Below are 23,859 nucleotides of genomic sequence, written 5' to 3' on the forward strand. Positions count from 1 at the left end.
GCGACAATTCGGCCCGTGCTGCACATCGTCTTCTTCGAGCCGCGGATCCCCGGCAACACGGGTGCCGCGATCCGGCTGTCGGCCGGTACCGGCGCCGCCCTCCACCTCGTCGAGCCGCTCGGTTTCGACCTCTCGGAGGCCAAGCTCCGGCGTGCGGGACTCGACTATCACGACCTCGCGCACGTGGTCGTCCACGCGAACCTCGAGGCGTTGTGGGAGGCGCTGCCGACGAACGACGTGTACGCGTTCACCACGCACGCCACCCGGTTCCACACCGACGTGCAGTACACGACGGACGACGTGCTGCTGTTCGGGCCCGAGCCCACCGGCCTTCCCGACGAGGTCCTGGCCGACCCGCGGATCACCGACCAGCTGCGGATCCCGATGCTGGCGGGGCGTCGGTCCATGAATCTGTCCAACGCCGCGTCAGTCGGGATCTACGAGGCGTGGCGTCAGCTGGGGTTCGCCGGCGGGGCCTGAAGCGCGGGCCGCCGCGACGCGTCCTTCGCGTGCCGCAGCCGCACCGGTCCGCCCCGGAACGGCTCGTCGGCGTTGGCGGTCCCGGCCGCCGAGCACACCACGGCCGAGTGCAGCGCCGGCCAGCCCGTCGGAGCGATCCCTTGCGGCGGCCGGGATCGTGGCGACGACGGCGAACTCGTCGCCGGCGATCCGGGCGAGCATTCACCGAGCGTTCAACCGAAGGTCTCGGTCCGCTCCATGAACGCCGGATCCCGCACGAGGGGTGCAACCCCTTCGGGGTGAGGCAGGATCGGTCCTGTGTTCACCACACGCCCCGTCCTGACGGGGACCTTGGGCATGGTCGCCTCGACGCACTGGCTGGCGTCCGGCGTCGGGATGCGGGTGCTCGAAGCCGGGGGCAACGCGTTCGACGCGGCCGTCGCTGCCGGGTTCACGCTGAACGTCGTCGAACCCCACCTGAACGGGCTCGGTGGTGACGCGCCGATCCTGGGGTACCAGGCATCGGACGGGCACACGTTCACGGTCTGCGGCCAGGGCACGGCACCAGCCTTGGCGACGATCGACGCGTACCGCTCGCTGGGGCTCGACCTCGTGCCCGGGACCGGCCATCTGGCGGCCGTCGTTCCGGGTGCGTTCGGCGCCTGGCTCGACCTGCTCGCCCGGTACGGCACCCTCCCGCTGTCCGAGGTGCTCGAGCCCGCGATCGGCTACGCCCGCGACGGGTATCCGCTGGTCCCCGACGCCGCTGACACCATCAGCGCGGTCGCCGACCTGTTCGCCGACCACTGGCCGTCGTCGGCCGCCGTGTACCTGCCCGCCCCGGCGCCCGGAGCGAGATTCCGGAACCCCCAGCTGGCCGAGACGTTCTCGCGCCTCGCCGACCAGCGCGGCACGCGGGACCAGCAGATCGAGGCGGCGCGGCGGGCGTTCTACGAGGGGTTCGTCGCCGAGGCCGTCGACTCCTTCGTCTCGGGCGCTCCCGTGCTCGACACGTCGGGCCGCGAGCACGCCGGCTTCCTGCGCGGGTCCGACCTGGCCGGGTGGCGCGCCACCGAGGAGCCGACCGTCAGCGTGCGGTTCGCGGGCCGGACGGTGCACAAGACCGCCGCGTGGGGCCAGGGGCCGGTGCTGCTGCAGCAGCTGGCGATGCTCGAGGCGCTCGGCATCACCCCCGATGCCGATCCCGTCGACCTGGTGCACACGGTCGTCGAGGTGGCCAAGCTCGCGTTCGCCGACCGCGAGGCCTGGTACGGCGACGTGCCGGACGTCCCCCTGGACACCTTGCTCTCGGCGCCCTACGCCGCCGAGCGCGCCCGGCTCGTCGGTCCGACCGCCGCGGAGGGTCTGCTGCCCGGCTCCCCTGACGGCCGCACCCCGCGGCTGGCCGCGAACCTGTGGGCGGCGCCGTCCTCGGACCATCACGCGCCGGGCGTCGGCGAGCCCGTCACCAGCGCGCGCCGGTCGAGCGGCGACACCTGCCACCTCGACGTGGTCGACCAGTGGGGCAACCGCGTCTCGGCGACCCCGTCCGGCGGCTGGCTCCAATCGAGCCCGGTCGTCCCCGGCCTCGGCTTCTCGCTGCCCACCCGCGCACAGATGTTCTGGCTCGAGCCCGGCCTGCCCGGCTCGCTGGTCCCCGGCCGTCGCCCTCGCACCACCCTGAGCCCCGGCATGATTCTCGACGACGACGGCACGGGCCTCGCGTTCGGCACCCCCGGTGGTGACCAGCAGGACCAGTGGACCGTGCCGTTCCTCCTGCGGCTCCTGGTCGGTGGCCTCGACCTGCAGGCCGCGATCGACGCGCCCACCTGGCACTCCACCCACGTGCCCAGCTCGTTCTACCCGCGCACCCACACCGCCCGCGGCCTCGTCGCGGAGTCGCGCCTGGGCGCCCACGTGCTGACCGCCCTGGCCGGTCGCGGGCACGTGGTCCACGACGCCGGCCCCTGGGCGCTCGGACGCCTGAGCGCCGCCGGCCAGCGCGCCGACGGCCTCCTCGTCGCCGCCGCCAACCCCCGAGGCATGCAGGGCTACGCGGTCGGTCGCTAGCCGGGGCCGGGGCCAGTAGGACGCAGACACCACGGCCAGGCCGTCGCACCGACTCGGGCGTCGCCGGTCGCTCGGCTCCGAGCCGACCGCACCTCGGGCCGGTGGGGCTCGTGGGACTGCCGAGACGCCTCAGGAGTCCACCCGCGTCACAGGAGCGGCTGGATCGGAGCAGGTGGGGAGCGACTCGTGCGGGCCCCGGGACCGCTGCCGGAGCCGGTCCTTGTGGAGAACCAGCCACGCCGCGCGTCCGGTTTCGGTAGGTTCTCGGCATGCTCAGGGGGAGATGGACTCGGCGTTCGCTCGCGTCCGCCGCGCTCGCGGGAGCCCTGCTGCTCACCGCGGGGTGCACGGGCTCCACGACGAGAGTCGCCGATCCTCCGCCGACGACGCCGACCGCCGCCGCCCCAACCCCCACCCCGACGCCGACCCAGGTCGGGGACGTCACGGTCAAGCCGGAGCGACCACAGGCGATGGAAGCCCCGCCGAGCGCAGCGGGCGCAACGTCGGTCGCGAAGTACTTTCTCCAACTGCTGCCATACGTCAACGCAACCGGCGACCTGTCGGACTGGACCGCGCTCAGTCATGTCGACTGCCTCTTTTGCGCAAGTGTCACGAAGGACGTGCAAGCCCAGACGGCCGACGGGACGCACGATGAAGGTGGTGCGATCGCCATCGCAGACTTGGGGGCGACGGAGGTGACGCCGAGCGCTTACTACCAGGTCGACGCGTCCTTGATGCAGGCCGCATCGCAGACAATTGACGGGTCCGGGGCAGTAGTCGAAAGCTTCCCCCCGACTGCGGCTCAGGTGTCCGTCGCAGTCGTCTGGGACGGACGCGCGTACTCGATTCGTGGCGTCCAGACACACCCGGTCGGGCAATGAGGCTCCATCCACTTCCGCTGCTCGCCCTCACGCTCGTCCTCCTTGCAACTCAGGCCGGGCCAGCGCTCGCCGACGGAATCGATAGCTACGCCCACGATGACGTCGTCAGCCTCTCGGCATCTGAGGGGCAGCACGCGCTCCTCGCACAGGAGGCACGCACCCGCCCTGAGGAGCGGTTGGTGGAGCTGCGGCGTGGTTTGGGGTGCCAGCCTCCGCTGCCGGTCGGGGCGCAGGCGCAGGCGGCGACGCTGACCGACACCGAGCTGAACGGGCCGTGCGCCAACGGCACGGTCCCGTTGAACGACTGCGGTGCCGACCAACCGGTGATGCCGTTGTGGCGGCACACCCGCGCGACCGTCGCCGACGTGTTCGGGCCGTACGCGTTCGCGGCGCCGGGTGGGTGCCCTCGGGACCTGGTGCCGGTGCTGGGCGCGGTCGACTTCCGGGTGCTGCCGATCGCTCCCTCGAGCATCGAGGTGCAGCCGGACCGGGGGTGGGTGCTGGTCAACCTGGACACGATCGTGCTGACCGACCCCGCGCCGCAGACGTTCCGCACGACGCTGCTCGGGTACGGCGTCGATGTCGTCGCGACCCCGACGGCGTTCACGTGGGACTTCGGGGACCGCAGCAGCACGCTGACCACCACGAGCCCCGGTCACGCGTACCCGCACCAGCACGTGACACACGCGTACACCGAGGTCGGCTCCGCGGCGATCACGCTGACCACGACCTGGTCGGGGCGGTACCGGGTCGACGGCGACGACCAGTGGCACGACGTCGCCGGGACGGCCCAGACGACCAGCGCCGCAGCCCCGGTGCAGATCGAGGAGCGTCGCTCGCACCTCGTCGCGAAGGACTGCAACGAGGACCCGCACCAACCCGGCTGCTGACCGGGTCTCGCACGAGACCGTGAACGACCGGTCAGCGCAGGTGCGGGGTGGTGTCCCGGATGACCACCTCGGTGAGCACGCGACGGATCTCGGGCTCCTCGGCGGGCTCGGCCAGGGCGAGCTCGGTGGCCATGACGCCGAGCTCGCGCAGCGGGATGCGGACGGTCGTCAGGGCCGGGGTCACGTCGCGAAGGGTCGGGATGTCGCTGAACCCCGCGACGGCGACGTCCTGCGGCACGCGGATACCGGCGTCGCGCATGGCGGCCATGGCGCCCAGCGCGATCACGTCGGCGACCGCGAACACCAGCTCGGGAAGCGGGCCTCGCGCCATCAGCGTGCGCATGCCCTCCTCGCCGCCGGCGTGGGTGAACTCGCCGAAGACCGTGGCGTCATCGGGCAGGTCCGCACCGCGCTCGCGCAGGGCGAAGGCGAAGGCTTCGCGACGTTCGCGCGCCGACAGGTGGCCCTCCGGTCCGCCGAGGATGGCGAACCGCCGGTAGCCGCGATCGTGCATGGCGCGGGCCAGCTGGGTGGCGCCCTGCGCGTGGTTCACCACCACCGTGTTGACCCCGAGGATCGGCTGGCCGATGAGGGCCGCCGCGCCTCCGGTGGCCCGGTAGTCGGCCAGCGCGAGCCGCAGCTGGTCGTTGATCGCGACGTCGTCCGTGCGACCTCCGGAGACGATGATCGCCCGCGCCCGCTGGCGGCGCAGCAGGTGGACCAGGTCGACCTCGCGCGCCGGGTCGTGCTGGCTGCTCGCCAGGGTCATCTGCAGCCCGGCGGCGTCGGCCGCCTGCGCGACGCCCGCGGCGATCGTCGAGAAGTACGGGTCGGCGATGTCGTGGACGAGCAGCCCGAGCGACGTCGTCCGACCGCGCGCCATGGCCTGGGCGTTGGCGTCCGGCGTGTACCGCAGGCGCAGGGCCGCGGCGAGCACGCGATCGCGCAGCTCGGAGCCGACGGTCCGGCTCGCGGAGCCGTTGATCGCTCGCGACGCCGTGGCGAGCGAGACCCCGGCCTCACGCGCCACGTCGCTGAGGGTCACAGTCATGATCGGAGGGTAGGGGGAAAGCGGCTTCCCCGTCTGCCGATCGGTGAGATTCGTACCGGTCAGTACGTTGTTGTGTCACGAATTTCATCCGCACCGGCTGATCGGCGGGAGGCTCACGACTTCGCGGCGATCACGCGGAGCACGGCGGCGTCGACGAGGGCCGCGAACGCGGGGTCCGACGCCGCCTTCGTCGTCAAGGCCTGGATCATCTGGGGCACGACGGTGGGGTCCTTCGAGGCGAGCACGATGTCGCAGCCCGCGCCGATCGCGTCGACGGCCCGGTCTCCCGGGGTCCACGCGGCCACCTGTGTGGCAGCGGAGACGTCGTCGGTGATCACGACACCGTCGTACCCGAGCGTCTTGCGCAGGAGCTGGTCGACGACGATCGGCGAGAACGCCGCCGGCGCGGACGGGTCGATCTGCGTGTAGATCGCCGTCGAGACCATCATCATCCGCGTGCCGCGCTGGATCGCGTGCGTGAAAGAGTCGATCTGTGCGGAGCCGGGGCCTGTGGTCGTGTCGGTGACGTCGGCGGTGGTGTCGGTGTTGGCGGTGACCTCACCGAGTCCGGGGAAGTGCTTCACGGCGGTCTCGATGCCCGACGCGGACATCCCGGCGGCGAACGCGTCGGCGTGCGGGGCGACCGCGTCGAGCGTGTACCCGAACGCCCGGTCGTAGTGGCCGATGGGCGCGTTGGCAGCCGCGCCGGCCTCGGTCGGGATGTCGATCACCGGAGCGAGGTTGAGGTTGACGCCCGCGGCAGCGAGCTCGCCGCCCCAGGTGGTCGCCGCGGCGGTCAGGTCCGCGGACGCCATCGCCCCCTGGTCCAGGGCGCTCGGCATGGTGCTGAAGCCCGGGCCCGTGAGCGTCTGCACCTTCCCGCCCTCCTGGTCGACGCCGACGAAGAGCTTGGTGCCGTGCGCGGTCGGCTGGTCGGTGAGCTGGTCGACGAGGTTCCGCACGGACTGCGTGCCCGCGGACGACCGGTTCTGCAGGAACACGTTGCCGACGTGCTCGTCGGTGACCGAGCTGATGCTGGCCGGCTGCGGGTCTGCGAGGTTCACGCCGATCATGACGAGCTGGCCGACCTTCTCCTCGAGGGTCCAACCCGCGAGGGGGTCCGCGGCGGCGGCGGACGTCGACGTCGTCGGGTCCGGAGAACCCGTACATCCCGCGAGGGTGGCGACGACGACCACGAGCATCGGCAGGGCACGTCCACGCATAGGCGCATCCTGCCCTCTCCTCCTGTCGGCCGAGGCGCATGCCCGACGTGTCTGATTCGATGGAATCCATGAGTGCTCTCACGATGACGGCCCTGAACAAGAGCTACGGCACCGTCCAGGCCCTGCGCGACCTCTCGCTCGAGGTGCGCGCGGGCGAGATCGTCGGCTTCGTCGGGTCGAACGGCGCAGGCAAGTCCACCGCCATGCGGATCACGCTCGGTGTCCTCGAGGCGGACTCGGGCGAGGTGCGCTGGGACGACCGGCCCATCGACCTCGACGTCCGACGCCGCATCGGGTACATGCCCGAGGAGCGAGGGCTCTACCCGCGGATGCGCGTGGGCGAGCAGCTGACCTACCTGGCGCGGCTGCACGGGCTCGACGGCACGTCGGCCACCTCCGCGATGGAGCACTGGACCGAGGTGCTGGGGATCGCCGATCGGCGCGGCGACGAGGTGCTCAAGCTGTCGCTCGGCAACCAGCAGCGCGTGCAGCTCGCGGCCGCGCTGGTGCACTCGCCCGAGATCCTCGTGCTCGACGAGCCGTTCTCCGGGCTCGACCCGGTGGCGGTCGACGTGATGACCGGGGTGCTGCGCGAGCAGGCCGCCGCCGGCGTGCCCGTGCTGTTCTCGTCGCACCAGCTCGACCTGGTCGAGTCGCTCTGCGACCGCGTCGGCATCATCAAGAGCGGGTCGCTGGTGGCGTTCGGGGACATCGAGGAGCTTCGACGCACCGAGACGCGCCGATGGGTGGTCGACGGACCGCCGTCCGGGGCGTGGCTCCCGTCGGTGCCGGCCGCGTCCGCGGTGTCGTCGGACGGGTCCCGGACCGTCGTCGAGGTGACGGACCCGTCACTGGCCTCCATCGACCAGGACCTGCTGAGCGCGGCCCTGGCCGCAGGGCCCGTGCGCGAGTTCGCGCGGCAACGGCCGTCGCTCACCGAGCTGTACCGGCACGTCGTGAGCGCACCGACCGCGACCGCGCCCCTCCTGCAGGAGGTGACCGCATGACCGCGACGTTCCACCCTGTGAGCTCCGGCGCAGCCGTCCGCATGATCGCGGGCCGCGAGATCACGACACGCCTGCGCTCCAAGGCCTTCATCTGGACCACCTTCGCGCTGGTCGCCGGGGTTGTGCTCGGGGGCGTGGTCCTCAACATCGTCAGCTCGAACGGCGACCAGACCCGCACCGTCGGCGTCACGTCCTCGGCCGCGGCGGCGAGCGAGTTCGTCGGCTCGACCGCCAAGGTGGCGGACGTGTCCGTCACGACGACGGCGGTCTCGGACCAGGCCGCGGGCGAGGCGATGCTCCGCGACGGCACGATCGACGCGCTGATCACCTCGACAGACCCCTTGACCGTCGTCGTCAAGGAGGCCCCGCCAGCATCGCTCGCGCCCGTGTTCGCGTCGGTCGCGCAGCAGCTGGCGCTCTCGTCGGCGGTCACGGACCTCGGTGGTGACCCAGCTCAGGTGGCGCAGCAGATCGCCGCGGCGGCACCGACGGTCACGGCCCTGGAGCCGCCGCCCGAGCGCGACTCGGCGCAGATCGTCGCGGGCTTCGTCGCCGGGATCCTGCTGTTCGTCACGCTCATCTCCGCCGGCCAGCTGGTGGCGCAGGGTGTGGTCGAGGAGAAGTCGAGCCGCGTCGTCGAGCTGCTGCTGGCCACCGTTCGTCCGTGGCAGCTCATGGCCGGGAAGGTGCTGGGCATCGGCTTCATCGGGCTCTTGCAGGTGGTCGTGGTCGTCGCCGCAGGGGCGGGGACGGCGGCCGCGCTCGGCCTGGTCGACGGCTCGAACCTCGACCTCGGCACGACGGCCCTCTGGGCGGTGATCTGGTTCATCATCGGGTTCACCACGTACGCGCTCGCCCTCGGGGCGCTGGCGGCGCTGGTGTCGCGGCAGGAGGACGTCGCCTCGGTGACCGCGCCGGTGATGACGCTGATGATGGTCCCGTACATCATCGGCATCAGCATCGCGCCCTGGGACCCGACCAACCCGCTGGTCGTCGCGCTCTCCTTCGTCCCGTTCTGCGCGCCGCTGATCATGCCGGTCCGGATCGCCCTGGGCGAGGTCGCTCCGTGGGAGGTCGCCGTGTCGCTCGGCCTGTCGCTCGCGGTCATCCCGGCGCTCGTCTGGCTCGCCGGGCGCATCTACTCCAACGCGGTGCTGCGCAGCGGAGGCCGGATCAAGCTCCGCGACGCACTTTCTGCGGGGTGATTCCGCTGGTCAAAAGCGCTGTAACCGTTGCCTCTGGACGGTTGTCACAGAGAGACTGCCGAACATGTCGGCAACCCTGGGTGGAAGCCCCCTGCCCCCGCTGCCCGACGAGACCGTGCCCCTGCGACCGGCGGACATCGACTCGGCCGCCCGCGTCCTGGCCGCGGCACTGGCCGACGACCCCGGATACGCCTACCTCTTCCCGGTCCGTGCCCGTCGAGCGCAGGAGCTGCGGGCGCTGTACCGGATGACCTTGGCGGACGCCCTCGTGCACGGCCACGCGTTCGCCACGCGCCTCAACGGGGCTGTGACCGGCGCAATCGCCATCTATCCCCCGGGCACGTACCCCATGACGCCGCGCCGTTGGTGGGCTCAGGGCCTTCGCATCGCGCGCATCGCGCTGCACACGCGCGAGCACTCGCTGGGCCTGATCCGCTTCGGGGACGTGACCGCGTCGGGCGTCCAGACGGACTGCTGGTACGTCGAAGCCCTCGGCGTGCACCCGTCCCTGCAGCGCGCCGGCCGCGGGAAGCGGCTCATGGCGGAGGCCTTCCGCCTCGTCGACGGGGGGTCGGAGCCCTCCTATCTGGAGACCACGAAGCCCGACAACGTCGCCTACTACGAGGCTCTCGGCTATGACTCGGTCCGTGATCCGGTGGCCCTCGGGCGCCCCTCCGACGGACCGTGGGTGTTCCCGATGCGTCGGTCCGCTGTCACACGGGTTGGTTAGGGTTCATCCATGGAGCTGGTGGACTACGTCTCGACCTTCATCTGCGTCGCCCCCGACACGGCCGCGGTGGCCGGTGTCGCGCCCCGTCCCCACGGTGAGACCCCGACCGTCGCCTCGGCGATCTTCGACATGCTGACGGCCGCGCCGCCGTACACCTACCGCAGCTCCGACGTGATCTTCACGGTCTGGGCCGACCGCAACGACGTCCCGCCCGAGACGCGCCCCGAGGTGTGGCCGACGTTCTTCCAGGGACCGCACGCGTGCCTGCGCTCCTCCGACCTGGGCAAGAAGTACGGCTGGGGCATCCACGCGGACGCCGACGGACGCCTCGCCGTGTACGCCCTGGGCACGCCCGAGTACTCGGCCCTGGCGGCGGGTTTCTCGCGCGACGGTTCGCCGGTCAAGGTGACGCGCGCGATGCGCTCGGGTCGCTGAGCACCGGTGGACTGGCCCGATCCGGAGCCTGACGAGCTGCCCTACCGACACCCGCTGTCGCGACGGATCGTCGCCGCCGCCGCGATTCTCGCCCTCGTCCTGTCGGCCATCGGCGTCGGCATCGCGATCGCGCAGTACCAGTGGGGACCGCCCACCGACGAGCAGAGCGCCGCCCCGCTCGTCCCTGCCTGAGCCCGTCGAGCGTCAGCCGCGCGCCAGATCGTCCGTCGCGGTGACACCCGCCTCGCGGGCGCGGGTCAGGAAGTCGGCCAGTACCTCCAGCTGGGACTCGTCGTACCCGTTGAGCAGGTCCTCCATCGAGCTGTTCATGCCGCTGTACAGCTCGTAGATCTGGGCGCCGCGCTCGCGCGATGCCCGCACGACGACGGCGCGGCGGTCCTGCGGGTCGCGCTCCCGCACGATCCAGCCCGCCTTCTCCAGGCGGTCGAGGATGCCAGTCACGGTGGCTGGGTGCAGGCCGGCCGTGCGGGCCAGTGCCGAGGCGCCGAGCGGTCCGTGGCGGCTGATGATGTCGAGGCAGTCGAGGTCGACGTCGCGCATGTCGAGGCGCTGACCCACCTGATGGTTGAGCAGCGCGAGCTGGATGCTCAGCTCCCGCATGTTCTCGCGCACGGTCACGGACAGCCGACGCTTGCGCCGTCGCGCATCGGCAGATTCTTCGCCACTCATATGTTACGGTCCTCGTATCTTCTCGTTTCCTGAGGAGACCGTACACCGGAACAGGAGCAGGGCCCATGAAGCTCACCATCTTCGCCGCGACCGGCGGCATCGGTCGCCAGATCCTCGAGCAGGCCGTCGCGGCGGGACACGACGTCACCGCGGTCGTGCGCGACCCGAGCCGACTCCCCAGCACGACCGCGCGGGTCCTCACGGCTGACCTCGACGCGCCGGACCAGAACAGCCTGATCACCGCGGTCGCCGGCGCGGACGCGGTCCTGTCTGCGCTCGGTGCACGCACGAAGTCCGACGAGGGCATCGCCGCTCGCGGCACGCAGGCGATCATCGACGCGATGCGTGCCGCGGGCACCGGCCGGCTCGTCGTCGTCAGCGCCGCCCCCATCGGGACCGTGCCGTCGCCCGACAACCCGAACCCGCCGAAGTACGACGACGGCGACGGGTTCTTCATGCGGCACCTGTTCAGCGGGTTCGCCAGGACGATGTTCAAGGCCCAGTACGCCGACCTCGCACGGATGGAGGACGTCGTGCGCGCCAGCGGTCTCGACTGGACCATCGCGCGCCCGCCGAAGCTGAGCAACACGCCGCTCACCGCCCGCTACCGCACGGCCCTCGACAAGAACATCGTCGGCGGCTGGTCCATCGGGCGGGCCGACGTCGCGCACCTGATGCTCGCCCTCGCCACCGACGGCTCGACGGTCCGCCACGTCGTCGGCGCGGCCGCCTGAGGGTGCCGTCCTGAGCGTGTGGGCGTCGGCGGCGACAATGGCGCCGTGACCCTGCTGCTCCTGCTCGACGACGACGACCGCCCCGACGTCGTCGTCCTCCAGGAGCTGACGGACGAGGGCGTCGTCGTCGCCAGCAGCACCGTGCCCGTCGCGGACCTCGCCCGGACCGTCCGGGCTCGCGAGGCCGACAAGCCGCGCTGGGTCTGGGACGACACCTCCCGGCGCTACCCGCCGCTGCTGGACTCCGGCGTCCGCGTCGAGCGGTGCCACGACCTGCGGCTGTGCCACGCGATCCTGCGCCGGAGCGTGTACGCGCGGGACTCCGAGCTCGCGCGGTCCGGCCGGAGCGCGTGGGACGGACCGCGACCCGGCGCACCCCGGCCGGTCGAGGTCAGCCTGTTCGACGAGGAACGCCCGGAGGCGCTCGACTCCGCCGACGAGCTGCGACGCCAGCTGGCCGCGGTCAGGACGTCCGACGAGCCCGGACGGCTGCGGCTCCTGCTCGCCGCGGAGTCCACCGGGGCGCTCGTCGCCGCGGAGATGAACCACGTCGGCGTGCCGTGGTCCGTCGAGGCCCACGACCGGATCCTGACCGAGCTGCTCGGACCCCGGCCCGCGCACGGCCGGCCGGCCAAACTCGAGGCGCTGGCCGACGACGTCCGTGCGGCACTCGCGCAGCCGAACCTCAACCTCGACTCCCAGCAGGACCTGCTGCGCGGGCTGCGCGCCGCGGGATACGACGTGGAGTCGACCAGCCGGTGGGAGATCAAGGAGATCGACCTGCCCGCCACCGAGCCCCTGCTCGCGTACAAGAAGCTCGCGCGGCTGCTCAGCGCCAACGGCTGGACGTGGATGGACACGTGGATCCACGAGGGCCGGTTCCGACCCGACTACGTGCCCGGCGGCGTGGTGACCGGGCGGTGGGCCACCAGCGGGGGTGGCGCGCTGCAGCTGCCGGCCAGCATCCGGGGTGCGGTGCGTGCCGACGAGGGCTGGAAGCTGGTCGTCGCCGACGCCGCGCAGCTCGAGCCGCGCGTGCTGGCCGCGATGTCCGGGGACTCGGCGATGGCCGCAGCGGGCCGGTCGGCAGACCTCTACCAGGGCGTGGTCGACGCGGGGATCGTCGAGACCCGCGCGCAGGCCAAGGTGGCGATGCTGGGCGCGATCTACGGCGCGACCACCGGTCCGAGCGCCGTGCTCATGCCCCGCCTCACGCAGGGGTTCCCCCGCGCGGTCGCACTGGTCGAGGCCGCCGCGCGCGCGGGCGAACGCGGTGACGTCGTCTCGACATGGCTGGGCCGCACCTCCCCCGCACCGGACGCCGCGTGGCAGGACGCGCTCGCCGCGGCGTCGGCCGAGGGCGCCGGGGCCGACGACGTGCGCGCCGCGCGCCGCCGCGGTCGCGACTGGGGACGGTTCACGCGCAACTTCGTGGTCCAGGGCACCGCCGCCGAGTGGGCCCTGTGCTGGATGGCGTCGCTGCGGCGCAGGTTGCGGGACCACGAGGCACACCTGGTGTTCTTCCTGCACGACGAGGTCATGGTGCACGCCCCGGCCGGCGAGGCCGACGCCGCCGCGGACGCGATCCGGGACGCCGCGCTCGAGGCCGGGCACCTGCTGTTCGGCAACACCCCGGTGGACTTCGCGCTCAACGTCGCGGTCGTCGAGAGCTACGACCAGGCCAAGTGACCGGTCAGTGCAGCACGATCTTCAGCAGGATCACGACGATCCCGAAGCCGAAGGCGATCGCCGCCTCGCCGATCAGGGGCCAGCGCCGCGCGCCGGCCCGGTAGGCGGCGTACGCCCCGACCGAGCCGAGCATGACGAACGTGAACCACAACGCCGTCCACGCCGCCGCCGCCAGGTCCAGCCCGAACAGGCGCGCGAGCGCGAACACGACCATCGGCGGGACACTGCCCACGAGGACGCCCGTGTTGTTGCGCAGCGCGTGCGCCAGACGCCAGCCGGTGGAGTGCTCGTGGTCGTGGAACCGACCCCCGACCGCGTCCACGTAGACGTGCGCGAGCCAGTACGTGATGTTCACCAGCCCGGTCGCGAACAGGACCGACCGACTGTCCTCGGCGTGCGCGCTCGAGACCGCGAGGATCGACCCGGACACGAGCGCGCCGTAGAGGAACTCGTCGATCTGCCGTTCGCGCACGATCCTCCGCACCGCGCGATGGAGGGGTGGATGGTGGGTGGCCTCGTCCGTCACCGTGCCAGTTTGGACCACGACGGTCCCGCGGGTGCGACGATCACCCCATGAAGCGTGCTGGAGCGGCCGCACTCGCCGTCGTGGCGGTCGTCGCCGTGCTCCTGCGGGCCAGCCCCCGCCCGACGGCGCTCTACTACCGGCGGCGCTTCGACCGGAACGGCCAACGTCGCTCGCTCGTCGCTGCCGGCTACGTGCCGGACGACGTGACCACCGTCCGCGACGTCTCCTACCGCCCGGGCGACCGTGACGCCTTGCTCGACGTGCACCGCCCCGCGGGGGACCGGGCCGTCGGGCCGACGATCGTCTGGGTGCACGGCGGCGCGTGGCTGTCCGGCCACAAGGACCACATCGCCAACTTCCTGCGCGTCCTCGCGGCCGGTGGCTGCACGGTGGTGGGTGTCGGCTACTCGATCGCCCCGGAGGCCCGCTACCCGACGCCAGTACGGCAGCTGCTGGACGCCCTCGGCTACCTGACGGCGCACGCCGACGAGCTCGGCCTCGACCCGTCCCGGCTGATCCTGGCGGGTGACTCGGCCGGTGCACAGATCGCCGCGCAGGTGGCGGGCATGGTCACCAATCCCGGGTACGCCGACGAGATGCAGATGTCGCCCACGGTCGAACCCGCACAGCTCGTCGGCACCGTCCTGTTCTGCGGTGCCTTCGACCTGTCCCTGATCCGCGCGCTGCGCGGCCGTACGCGGTGGTTCGTCGACTCGATCCTCTGGGCGTTCACCGGCACCTCGCACTACCTCGACGACCCTCGGTTCGCAGGCCTGTCCGTGGCCGGGCACGTCACTGCCGACTTCCCGCCGACCTTCCTGTCCTGCGGCGCCGACGACCCGATGATGGCCCACCAGTACGTCATGGCCGACGCTCTCGAGACGGCGGGCGTGCGGCACGAGACCTTCGTGGCACCCGGGGCCGGCCACGAGTACCAGTTCGACCTGCAGACCCCGGCCGCCCAGGAGGCGATGGCCAAGGTCCACACGTTCGTGGCCACGCTGTCGCCCACCCGCGCGGCCTGACGCCCCGGCCACCCGCCGAGCCCGTGGGGCGGGCGAGGCGTCCAGATCGCGTGCGCGACCGAGCCGATCGCGCTGCTGAGCCGCTAGGTATCTGGACGCGCGTACTGCACTCCTGTCTGAGACGCTCAACTCGGACGAGAGGCCTTCCATGCTCCTGGCGCAGCGCACTGTGGCGTTCGACCCGGCCACGCACGGGTTCGCCTTCCCCAACGCGTTCGTCAACGTCGCCCTGACGCTGCCCACGGGCGCGCAGATCACAACGGCGGGCCGCTGCGGCGGCATGGCCTACGCGGCGCTCGACTACTTCCTGCCGGGCCAGCCGGTCCCCCGGTGGCGGTCCGACCTCTATGCGCCCAGCCGCGTGCCGCCCGACAGCAACTGGCTCGCGCAGTACTTCACGTCCCGCCTCTACGACTCGTTCCTGACCGGGTCCGCCGCCAAGTTCGTCACGTGGTCCCTGCACTCCGACGACCCCACCTGGGTGTTCAAGGGCGTGACTCGGTGGACCAAGGAGGAGGAGCTGCCCCGCGTGATGGCCTCGATCGACCACGGTCGTCCCGTGGTGCTCGGGCTCGTCGTCGCCCGGAGCCTGGGCGCGATCGGCGACAACCACCAGGTCGTGGCGTACGGGTACGAGCGGTCGGAGGACGGGACCGTCGTCGTCACCATCTACGACAACAACACCCCCGGCCGGCCGGTGACGCTGACGTCGCTCGTCGACCAGCACGACTGGACCGCTTCGAACGGACGCACCTGGCGCGGCTTCTTCGTGCAGGACTACACGCCGAAGTCCCCGCGCCTCCTCGCCCACGACCCCGCCGACCCCCACGCCGCCGTGTCCGCCGGCGACACGCTCACGCTCTCGCACGTGTGGACCGGCCTGACCCTGCACTCGCACGACCTGCCCTACACGCACCCCGGCTCCGACCGGCTCCAGCAGGTGACGGGCTTCGGGGGTTCCGACGACAACAACCGCTGGCTGCTGGCGGGGACCGCCGCTGGCTCGGCGCTCGCGCACGGGTCCGTCGTCCGGCTCCGGCACGTGCGCACCGGCCGCTGGTTGCACAGCCAGACCGGCGTACCGTCGCCCATCTCACGCCAGCAGGAGGTCAGCGCGATCGACGACGACTCCCGGGACACCTGGCGCGTCGAGCTCGAACAGCCCGGTCCGTGGCTCGCCGGTTCGCGCGTCCGGCTCGTGCACGTCCCGTCTGGCACGTTCCTGCACTCGCACAAGGGCTCGGACCCGGTGCTCACCGCCGGCCAGCAGGAGGTCACCACCATCCCCGGTCGCGACCCCGACGGCTGGTGGACGGTCCTCGAGCTCGCCTGACCGCACCCCGGGCTCAGGCCGCGACGCCCGCGATCGGCGGCAGAGTCGGCGGTCCGAACGACGCGTTCCAGCTCAGCGTCACCGTGACCGCGTCGCCGTCGACCGTAGCGGTCGCGGTCAGACAGAACGGGGACTCGACGAACCGGAACGTGAGCACGTACGTGTCCGGTGTCGGCCACGCGCCGCTGACCAGGACGTCCTCCGGCTCGCGCCGGCGGAACGACCCGCGCAAGAGCGTCGGCGAACCGCGTCCCGCGGTCGCGGTCCCGGCCACTGGATCGACCCGACCGACGACGCCCTCGATCCGCTGGTCGCCCACCTCGACGGTCAGCCGGTCGTGGTCGGCGCCCACCTCGAGCACCGCGCTGCGCAGCCCGCCCGGGTTCGGGGGGAAGGTGATCGTCCGGCCGCTCAGCCGCGACCCGGTCGGTGAGGTCGGCTCGCCCGTCGGCGGGTCGAGGCGCATCGCGGCGATCGCGGCGTCGAGGTCACCGTGCGCCGTGGGAGGCGACGGCTCGTCGGCGAGCCCGGGCAACAGCCGGTCCCAGAGGACCTGCAGGTACTCGTGCATCTCCTGGCGACCCGACGTCATGGCGACCACGACGTCCTGCTCCGGCAGGCCGACGATGTACTGCCCGAACGCCCCGTCGCCGCGCCAGCTGTTGGCCGGCCGGCACCGCCAGAACTGGTAGCCGTAGCCCTGCGCCCAGTCGTTCTCGGGGTCGTCGCCGTTGGGCACGTGCAGACGGGTCGCCTCCGCAGCCCAACCGTCGGGGAGCAGCTGCCGACCCTCCCAGACGCCGTCCTGCAGGTACAGCAGACCGATCGCCGCGATGTCCTCCGTCGTCGCGGACAGGCCGAACCCGCCCGTGTCGACCCCCGTCGGCGACTGCTCCCAGGTGGCGTCCTCGATGCCGAGGGGCTCGAACAGGCGCGTCCGCAGGTACTCGAGCAGCCGCTGGCCCGTGACCTGCTGCACCAGCGCCGAGAGCACGTACGTCGCCGCGCTGTTGTAGACGAAGTGCGTGCCGGGTTCGTGCTCGACCGGCTGGCGCAGGAACTCGCCGACCCAGTCCCCGCCCGTCGGGAAGACCGCGAGCGACGGGTCCGTGTCGTGGCCCGTCGTCATGGTCAGCAGGTGGCGCACGCGCATCCTGCGCAGGTGGTCACCGGGATTCTCCGGAGCCCGGTCCCCCAGGAGGTCCAGGACCAGGTCGTCGACGTCGAAGAGCCCGTCGGCGACCGCGAACCCCACGGCCGTCGCCGTCACGCTCTTGCTGAGCGAGAAGAGCTCGTGCAACCGGTCAGAGGCGAACGGCGCCGCCCAGCCCTCCGCGATCACGTGCCCGTGCCGCAGCACCATGATCGAGTGGAGCTCGGGCAGCGCGGTGAGGGTCCTGACCACGTCGGCCAACGCCGCCGGATCCACCCCCTGCTCCTCGGGGCTGCTTCGCGGAAGACGTCGGCGTCCAGGCATACCGCCACCCTGCCACGCCGAGCGACGCGCGACCCGAGCGGAGCCGTCGAGCGGTCGAGAAGGCAGTGATGAACGCCGAACCGGACCGTGACGTCGATGACTGCCTTCTCGACGGGAGTCGGAGGCAAGGCACGACGACGCCCCGCTCCCTCGAGGGGAACGGGGCGCCACCGAGCTGAGCGTCAGAGGGCGGGCAGCGTGCCCGTGCCCCCGTCGCCGATGGCCGAGATGGGCGGGGCCGCGGGCAGGTCGGTGCCCGAACCGGCCGTACCCACCGAGGCGCCGACCTTGACCGGCTCGTCGACGATCGCACCGCGAGGGACGCCGCGGAAGATGAACTCCCCCAGCAGACCCTCGCCCTCCGCGTCCACGATCACCAGCTGACCGGCCTTGAGCTCACCGAACAGGATCTTCTCGGACAGGGCGTCCTCGATCTCCCGCTGGATCGCGCGGCGCAGCGGACGCGCACCGAGAACCGGGTCGTAGCCCTTCTCCGAGAGCAGCTGCTTGGCGGCAGGCGTGATCTCGATGTCCATGTCCTTGTCCCGCAGGCGCTTGGCCAGCTTGGCGATCATCAGGTCGACGATCGCGAAGATCTCCGGCTGCGACAGCTGCGGGAACACGACCACGTCGTCGACGCGGTTGAGGAACTCAGGCCGGAAGTGCTGCTTGAGCTCGTCATTGACCTTCGACTTCATGCGCTCGTACGACGTCGACAGGTCGCCGCCGGCCTGGAAGCCGGTGAGGAGGCCCTTGGCGATGTCCCGGGTGCCGAGGTTGGTGGTCATGATGATGACGGTGTTCTTGAAGTCGACCACGCGGCCCTGCGAGTCGGTCAGGCGACCGTCCTCGAGGATCTGCAGGAGCGAGTTGAAGATGTCCGCGTGTGCCTTCTCGACCTCGTCGAAGAGGACCACGGAGAACGGCTTGCGCCGCACCTTCTCGGTCAGCTGACCACCCTCGTCGTACCCGACGTAGCCGGGAGGCGAGCCGAACAGCCGCGAGACCGTGTGCTTCTCCGAGAACTCCGACATGTCGAGCTGGATGAGCGCGTCCTCGTCGCCGAACAGGAACTCCGCGAGCGCCTTGGCCAGCTCCGTCTTACCGACACCGGTCGGGCCGGCGAAGATGAACGAGCCGCCGGGACGCTTCGGGTCCTTGAGGCCCGCACGCGTACGGCGGATGGCCTGCGCGAGCGCCTTGATGGCGGCGTCCTGGCCGACGACCCGCTTGTGCAGGTTCTCCTCCATGTGGAGCAGGCGGCTGGACTCCTCCTCGGTGAGCTTGAACACCGGGATGCCCGTGGCGTTCGCCAGCACCTCGGCGATGAGATCCTCGTCCACCTCCGCGACCGCGTCGAGGTCGCCGGACTTCCAGGCCTTCTCCTTCTCCACGCGCTTGAGACCGAGCTGCTTCTCGGCGTCGCGGAGACGGGCTGCCTTCTCGAAGTCCTGCTCGTCGATGGCCGACTCCTTGTCGCGACGCGTCTCGGCGATCTGCTCGTCGAGCTCGCGCAGCTCCGGTGGAGCCGTCATGCGGCGGATGCGCAGGCGGGCGCCGGCCTCGTCGACCAGGTCGATCGCCTTGTCCGGCAGGTAGCGGTCGTTGACGTACCGGTCCGCCAGCGTGGCGGCGGCGACCAGCGCGGCGTCCGTGATGGACACGCGGTGGTGCGCCTCGTACCGGTCACGCAGACCCTTGAGGATCTCGATCGCGTGCGCCAGGTTCGGCTCGGCCACCTGGATCGGCTGGAAGCGACGCTCCAGGGCCGGGTCCTTCTCGACGTACTTGCGGTACTCGTCGAGGGTCGTGGCCCCGATGGTCTGCAGCTCGCCGCGCGCCAGCATCGGCTTGAGGATGCTCGCGGCGTCGATCGCGCCCTCGGCGGCACCCGCACCCACGAGGGTGTGGATCTCGTCGATGAACAGGATGATGTCGCCGCGGGTGCGGATCTCCTTGAGGACCTTCTTCAGGCGCTCCTCGAAGTCACCGCGGTAGCGGGAGCCGGCGACGAGCGCGCCGAGGTCCAGCGTGTAGAGCTGCTTGTCCTTGAGCGTCTCGGGAACGTCGCCGCGCACGATGTCCTGCGCGAGACCCTCGACGACGGCGGTCTTGCCGACGCCGGGCTCCCCGATGAGGACCGGGTTGTTCTTGGTGCGGCGGGACAGCACCTGCATGACCCGCTCGATCTCCTTCTCGCGCCCGATGACCGGGTCGAGCTTGCCGTCGCGCGCAGCCTGCGTGAGGTTGCGGCCGAACTGGTCGAGGACGGCGCTGCCCGAGGGCTGACCCTCCTGCGGACCGCCGGCGGCGACGGGCTCCTTGCCCTGGTAACCGGAGACGAGCTGGATGACCTGCTGGCGCACACGGTTGAGGTCGGCGCCGAGCTTGTTGAGGACCTGGGCGGCGACGCCCTCGCCCTCGCGGATCAGGCCGAGCAGGATGTGCTCGGTGCCGATGTAGTTGTGGCCCAGCTGCAGCGCCTCGCGCAGCGACAGCTCGAGCACCTTCTTGGCGCGCGGCGTGAACGGGATGTGGCCCGACGGAGCCTGCTGGCCCTCGCCGATGATCTCCTGCACCTGCGCGCGCACGGCCTCCAGCGAGATGCCGAGCGACTCCAGCGCCTTGGCGGCGACACCCTCACCCTCGTGGATCAGTCCCAGGAGGATGTGTTCCGTGCCGATGTAGTTGTGGTTGAGCATCCGTGCCTCTTCTTGGGCAAGGACGACCACGCGACGGGCTCGGTCCGTGAATCTCTCGAACATGTGCACTCCTCACGAGCTGCGTGCCCACCGATCCCCGGGCTGGCGCACCGGGGTTCTACGAGCGGCGTTGTTCGATGCTAACGGCGAGGTAGGCCCGTCACTGCCCGTGTTCGCCAGAGGCGTGACAGCGGCGGCGCTCAGGGCGGCCCACAGTCGGCGACCGCGTCAGGAATCGGGGTCTTTGTCCCGGTCTGGAACTCGGACGCTGCGGGCGGCCCACGACGACGACGTATCGGCGATGTCCAGCCCTACGGACCGCAGGACGTCGACCCAGGCCTGCGGCGCGGCCTCGGGGGCGGTCCCCAGGAGGGCGCCGTCCTCGTCGGAACGCAGCGCCCAGACCGGCTCCGACGCCGTGGTCGCCTGCCAGAACCGGGTCTGCGCCGCGAGCTCGCGGGTGCGCAGGAGCGCGTTCCACCGGGTGGCGAGCGCGTGCCGCTCCGTCGCGGTGCGGACCGCCAGCTCCCTGCGTCGGTTGCGCGCGAGACGCCACTCGGCGGAGGACGCCAGGACGAGTCCGAACGCCCAGACCCCGAGCACGACGAGCGTGTGCGGGCCACTCAGGCGGTGCAGGGAGCTCACGGCGGCGACCAGGTAGATCGTGATGCCACTCCACAGGAATGCGTGCTCGAACCATCGGAGCAACGGCGGGCGGCCCGGGTGGGAGAGACGCAACACCTTGCGGGCGAAGCCGATCCAGAAGACGAACGCGAGCATGGCGGCGTCAGCGCCGGGGCTCACGAGGTGGGGGCCGTCGAAACGCGCCACCCAGCCGATCTCGAGGACGCCCACCGCCACCAGGACCCAGATCCGGCGGGTGAACCTCAGCTGCCGGCGCGGGGAGGGCAGCGCGTCCAGCTCGTCCTGGAGCCTGGGCAGCGCACGGAACGGCGAGGCGAACGGATCGATGCGGCCGGGGGGAACGACCGGGGGCCGCGGCGCGTCGGATCGTTGCGTGGGGACGTCGACGACGGGTTCCGGCATGTCCGACGGCGCGTCGTCCGGCAGACGCGACGACGGTCGCGGGGGCGCGGGCGCGTCGAAGCCGACGTCCTGGCCCCATGCGTCGCCCGCGTCGGGATCGAGCCCGGCGTCGTAGGCCGCGCGGCGACTGGCCGAGCCGAGCACCCACCAGGCGGCGGAGACCGCGGCGAACTCGGCCGGCGAACCGCCGGTGTCGGGATGGGTCTCGCGGGCTCGTCGGCGGTAGGCCGCCTGGATCGTCCGGCGCGACGCGTAGGGGTCGACGCCGAGAACCTCGTAGTGCGTCACCGTCACAGGTCCGGGAGCGTGCCGAGCCTGCTGCTCGGAAGTCCGGGGCGGGGCGTCAGCCCGTAGGTCACCTGCTCGACGAGCCAGTCGGCGCGCGCGAGCGCCCGGACGTGCTCGTCAACCGTGCTGCCGGGCACGGGCGCGAGCTCCCGTGTTGCGCGGATCACGAGCGCCGTCCGTTCGTCGCGACGGAGCACGACGATCTTCTGGCTCCTGGGCATCCGGTCGGATCCCGCGACCTGGACGAGCTGGCCGAGCCAGTCGACGGGGACGGGAACCGTGCGGAGTGCGCCGTCGCGGACGGCGGCCGGCAGGAACGGCCACGCGCGTGCCGCCGCGGCGTGCGCCGGCGCCGCGGCCGGCGCGGCAGGATCGCGGCCAAGCCCGGACGCCGCCGGCGACGGATCCTTCGGAGAACCCGCCACCCCGGCCGGCACCCACCCGATCCGGCGCTGCGGGGTGCCGTCGCTCTCGTGGACGCTCAGGTCCACGTGACGCCACGGCCCTGCCCCGCTCAGCGAGTGCTCGCCCACCACGACGGTCCGCTCGGCGGTGGCGACATACACCCGGTCCCGGTGCGCCCTCCAGGCGCGCAGCACCTGCAGCAGCTCGGGCCCGACCTGCTGCACGTCGCCGTCGGCGACCGCCTGCTCCGCGACGACCGGCGTGGAGTGCCGCGCCTCCTGCTGGGTCCGGGCGGGCAGGTCGCTCCAGTGGAACACCCCCGCCGTGAATCCGATGGTCTGCGTGCTCCGCGACGACCGCGGGACCACCGCCACCTCGTGCGCGCGACGGATGAGTTCGTCGGCCATCCGATCCCCCCTACGCCAGCGACGCGCACACGGTAGCGCCGCCGGCCCCGGACCGGGACCGCTTTCAGCCGGTCGGGCGCACGATCACCCAGGTCGCCACGGTGACGTCGGCAGACTGGTTGGACAGCCGGTGCGGCGTGCCGCACGCCGGACCTGCGGACAGGGTCGGGAAATGCGACCGAAACACGTGGTGAGGCACTGTGGCCGTAGCCTGGCGCGAGCCGGTACACAACCGCGGGAGGACCGATGCCTGATCTCGTCGTGCGCGCGCAGCGTGTGTGGCTGGACGGGGTGCTGCGACCGGCTCAGGTGCAGGTCAGCGGCGGTGTGGTGACCGCGGTCCTGCCCTTCGACCCGCCCGCCGACGGTGTGCTGACGCTGCCCGACGACGAGGTGCTCCTGCCCGGCCTGGTCGACTCGCACGTGCACGTCAACGAGCCCGGGCGCACCGCCTGGGAGGGGTTCGCGTCGGCCACCCGCGCGGCGGCCGCGGGCGGCGTCACGACGATCGTCGACATGCCGCTGAACTCGATCCCGCCGACCACGACGGTCGAGGCGCTGGCAGCGAAAGAGGCCGCGGCGGAGGGCAAGCTCACGGTCGACGTGGCGTTCTGGGGCGGCGCGGTGCCGTCGAACCTCGGATCGCTCAAGGCGCTGCACGACGCCGGCGTGCGCGGGTTCAAGTCGTTCCTGGCGCCGTCGGGGGTCGACGAGTTCGAGTACCTGCCGGCCACGCTGCTGGAACCGGCGCTCGCCGAGATCGCGTCGATCGGCAGCGTCCTGATCGTGCACGCCGAGGACCCCGCGCACCTGCACGAGGCGCACGGCCGGTCCTACGACGACTTCCTGGCGTCCCGGCCGCCGGTCTCCGAGCGGGAGGCGATCGCGCACGTCATCGACGCCATGCGCACGACCGGTGCGCGGGCCCACATCCTGCACGTGTCCGCGGCCGACTCCCTCGACCTGGTGCGGGCGGCACGCGCCGAGGGTCTGCCGCTGACCGTCGAGACCTGCCCGCACTACCTCACGCTGCGGTCCGAGGACGTCCCGGCCGGCGCCACCGAGTTCAAGTGCTGCCCACCCATCCGAGACGGCGCCAACCAGGACCTGCTCTGGGACGCGGTGCTGGACGGGACGTTCGACGCCATCGTGTCCGACCACTCGCCGGCCACCGTCGACGTCAAGAGCGTCGGCGGCGGTGACTTCGGCCTGTCCTGGGGCGGGATCGCGGGTCTGCAGCTGGGGTTCACGGTGGTGTGGACGCAGGCTCGTCGGCGCGGGATCCCGCTCGAGGCGATCATGCCGCTGTTCACCACCGGTCCCGCACGGGTGGCGGGGATCGCCGCCGGGGTCATCGAGGTGGGCGCGCCCGCACACCTCGTGGCGTTCGCGCCCGACGACGAGCGCGTGGTGGACGTGCGCACCCTCGAGCACAAGAACCCGGTGTCGCCCTACGACGGCGCGTCGGTGGTCGGGCTCGCGCGGACAGTCTGGCTGCACGGTGCACCGATCGTGACGGACGGCGCCGTGAGCACGCCGGGTACCGGGCGGACGATCCTGCCCGAGCCGGTCCGTGCGTAGCGGG

Annotated in this window: 22 protein-coding genes; 14 read left to right on the forward strand and 8 right to left on the reverse strand. The window is 71.9% G+C overall.

Translation table 11 applies throughout. The annotated features are described in order from the left end of the window. Nucleotides 1-15 precede the first annotated feature (15 nt). The 4 genes from ACPPVS_RS16405 (at nt 16) to ACPPVS_RS16420 (ending at nt 4,300) form a co-directional block, all read left to right on the forward strand. Nucleotides 16-480: a tRNA (cytidine(34)-2'-O)-methyltransferase gene (locus tag ACPPVS_RS16405; protein ID WP_426593298.1), complete on the forward strand. Its 465-nt coding sequence runs from the start codon at nt 16-18 to the stop codon at nt 478-480. Between the two features lie 336 nt (nt 481-816). Then, nucleotides 817-2,529: a gamma-glutamyltransferase family protein gene (locus ACPPVS_RS16410; protein ID WP_426596005.1), complete on the forward strand. Its 1,713-nt coding sequence runs from the start codon at nt 817-819 to the stop codon at nt 2,527-2,529. A gap of 470 nt (nt 2,530-2,999) precedes the next feature. Continuing rightward, on the forward strand, nt 3,000-3,410 hold the full coding sequence (locus ACPPVS_RS16415) for a DUF6318 family protein (RefSeq protein WP_426593299.1): 411 nt from the start codon (nt 3,000-3,002) through the stop codon (nt 3,408-3,410). Between the two features lie 179 nt (nt 3,411-3,589). Further along, entirely contained in the window at nt 3,590-4,300 is a 711-nt protein-coding gene (locus tag ACPPVS_RS16420) for a hypothetical protein (protein WP_426593300.1), read from the forward strand. A gap of 31 nt (nt 4,301-4,331) precedes the next feature. On the opposite strand, the gene ACPPVS_RS16425 is transcribed toward ACPPVS_RS16420, so the two are convergent. Both ACPPVS_RS16425 and ACPPVS_RS16430 read right to left on the reverse strand, forming a co-directional pair. Further along, on the reverse strand, nt 4,332-5,351 hold the full coding sequence (locus ACPPVS_RS16425) for a LacI family DNA-binding transcriptional regulator (protein ID WP_426593301.1): 1,020 nt from the start codon (nt 5,349-5,351) through the stop codon (nt 4,332-4,334). Between the two features lie 113 nt (nt 5,352-5,464). After that, complete coding sequence (locus tag ACPPVS_RS16430; RefSeq protein WP_426593302.1) at nt 5,465-6,574, reverse strand: glycoside hydrolase family 3 N-terminal domain-containing protein; 1,110 nt, start codon at nt 6,572-6,574, stop codon at nt 5,465-5,467. 68 nt (nt 6,575-6,642) lie between these two features. On the opposite strand from ACPPVS_RS16430, the gene ACPPVS_RS16435 reads away from it, so the two are divergent. The 5 genes from ACPPVS_RS16435 (at nt 6,643) to ACPPVS_RS16455 (ending at nt 10,143) form a co-directional block, all read left to right on the forward strand. Then, nucleotides 6,643-7,581, forward strand: a complete 939-nt coding sequence (locus tag ACPPVS_RS16435; RefSeq protein WP_426593303.1) for an ABC transporter ATP-binding protein — start codon at nt 6,643-6,645, stop codon at nt 7,579-7,581. Further along, on the forward strand, nt 7,578-8,786 hold the full coding sequence (locus ACPPVS_RS16440; RefSeq protein ID WP_426593304.1) for an ABC transporter permease: 1,209 nt from the start codon (nt 7,578-7,580) through the stop codon (nt 8,784-8,786). Before ACPPVS_RS16435 ends, ACPPVS_RS16440 begins: the two co-directional genes overlap by 4 nt. 64 nt (nt 8,787-8,850) lie before the next feature. Continuing rightward, the gene (locus tag ACPPVS_RS16445) at nt 8,851-9,516 is read left to right on the forward strand and encodes a GNAT family N-acetyltransferase (RefSeq protein WP_426593305.1); all 666 of its coding nucleotides are present in this window, start codon (nt 8,851-8,853) and stop codon (nt 9,514-9,516) included. A gap of 9 nt (nt 9,517-9,525) precedes the next feature. Continuing rightward, nucleotides 9,526-9,951, forward strand: coding sequence for a DUF6157 family protein (locus ACPPVS_RS16450; protein ID WP_426593306.1), 426 nt, complete (start codon nt 9,526-9,528; stop codon nt 9,949-9,951). A gap of 6 nt (nt 9,952-9,957) precedes the next feature. Continuing rightward, entirely contained in the window at nt 9,958-10,143 is a 186-nt protein-coding gene (locus tag ACPPVS_RS16455) for a hypothetical protein (RefSeq protein WP_426593307.1), read from the forward strand. Nucleotides 10,144-10,155: 12 nt separating this feature from the next. On the opposite strand, the gene ACPPVS_RS16460 is transcribed toward ACPPVS_RS16455, so the two are convergent. Beyond that, the gene (locus ACPPVS_RS16460) at nt 10,156-10,641 is read right to left on the reverse strand and encodes a MarR family winged helix-turn-helix transcriptional regulator (protein WP_426593308.1); all 486 of its coding nucleotides are present in this window, start codon (nt 10,639-10,641) and stop codon (nt 10,156-10,158) included. A gap of 65 nt (nt 10,642-10,706) precedes the next feature. On the opposite strand from ACPPVS_RS16460, the gene ACPPVS_RS16465 reads away from it, so the two are divergent. Continuing rightward, nucleotides 10,707-11,375: an NAD(P)-dependent oxidoreductase gene (locus ACPPVS_RS16465; protein ID WP_426593309.1), complete on the forward strand. Its 669-nt coding sequence runs from the start codon at nt 10,707-10,709 to the stop codon at nt 11,373-11,375. 51 nt (nt 11,376-11,426) lie between these two features. After that, entirely contained in the window at nt 11,427-13,064 is a 1,638-nt protein-coding gene (locus ACPPVS_RS16470) for a bifunctional 3'-5' exonuclease/DNA polymerase (protein WP_426596007.1), read from the forward strand. Nucleotides 13,065-13,068: 4 nt separating this feature from the next. On the opposite strand, the gene ACPPVS_RS16475 is transcribed toward ACPPVS_RS16470, so the two are convergent. Further along, a complete protein-coding gene (locus ACPPVS_RS16475) occupies nt 13,069-13,536 on the reverse strand; it encodes a hypothetical protein (RefSeq protein ID WP_426593310.1) in 468 nt (155 codons plus the stop codon). A gap of 101 nt (nt 13,537-13,637) precedes the next feature. On the opposite strand from ACPPVS_RS16475, the gene ACPPVS_RS16480 reads away from it, so the two are divergent. Both ACPPVS_RS16480 and ACPPVS_RS16485 read left to right on the forward strand, forming a co-directional pair. Beyond that, complete coding sequence (locus ACPPVS_RS16480) at nt 13,638-14,615, forward strand: alpha/beta hydrolase (RefSeq protein WP_426593311.1); 978 nt, start codon at nt 13,638-13,640, stop codon at nt 14,613-14,615. Between the two features lie 148 nt (nt 14,616-14,763). Then, on the forward strand, nt 14,764-15,948 hold the full coding sequence (locus tag ACPPVS_RS16485; RefSeq protein WP_426593312.1) for a hypothetical protein: 1,185 nt from the start codon (nt 14,764-14,766) through the stop codon (nt 15,946-15,948). Between the two features lie 13 nt (nt 15,949-15,961). On the opposite strand, the gene ACPPVS_RS16490 is transcribed toward ACPPVS_RS16485, so the two are convergent. The 4 genes from ACPPVS_RS16490 to ACPPVS_RS16505 all read right to left on the reverse strand — a co-directional run bounded on the left by ACPPVS_RS16490 (nt 15,962) and on the right by ACPPVS_RS16505 (nt 22,274). Next, nucleotides 15,962-17,377: a serine hydrolase domain-containing protein gene (locus ACPPVS_RS16490; protein ID WP_426593313.1), complete on the reverse strand. Its 1,416-nt coding sequence runs from the start codon at nt 17,375-17,377 to the stop codon at nt 15,962-15,964. Between the two features lie 230 nt (nt 17,378-17,607). After that, on the reverse strand, nt 17,608-20,190 hold the full coding sequence (locus ACPPVS_RS16495) for an ATP-dependent Clp protease ATP-binding subunit (protein ID WP_426593314.1): 2,583 nt from the start codon (nt 20,188-20,190) through the stop codon (nt 17,608-17,610). A 165-nt stretch (nt 20,191-20,355) separates the two neighbouring features. After that, the gene (locus ACPPVS_RS16500; protein WP_426593315.1) at nt 20,356-21,462 is read right to left on the reverse strand and encodes a J domain-containing protein; all 1,107 of its coding nucleotides are present in this window, start codon (nt 21,460-21,462) and stop codon (nt 20,356-20,358) included. Between the two features lie 2 nt (nt 21,463-21,464). Next, a complete protein-coding gene (locus ACPPVS_RS16505) occupies nt 21,465-22,274 on the reverse strand; it encodes a hypothetical protein (RefSeq protein ID WP_426593316.1) in 810 nt (269 codons plus the stop codon). A gap of 246 nt (nt 22,275-22,520) precedes the next feature. On the opposite strand from ACPPVS_RS16505, the gene allB reads away from it, so the two are divergent. After that, entirely contained in the window at nt 22,521-23,855 is a 1,335-nt protein-coding gene (allB, locus tag ACPPVS_RS16510; RefSeq protein WP_426593317.1) for an allantoinase AllB, read from the forward strand. The last annotated feature ends 4 nt before the right edge of the window (nt 23,856-23,859 follow it).

This window comes from Cellulomonas sp. McL0617 (assembly GCF_049994875.1).
In the GTDB taxonomy this organism is placed as follows: Bacteria; Actinomycetota; Actinomycetes; order Actinomycetales; family Cellulomonadaceae; genus Cellulomonas.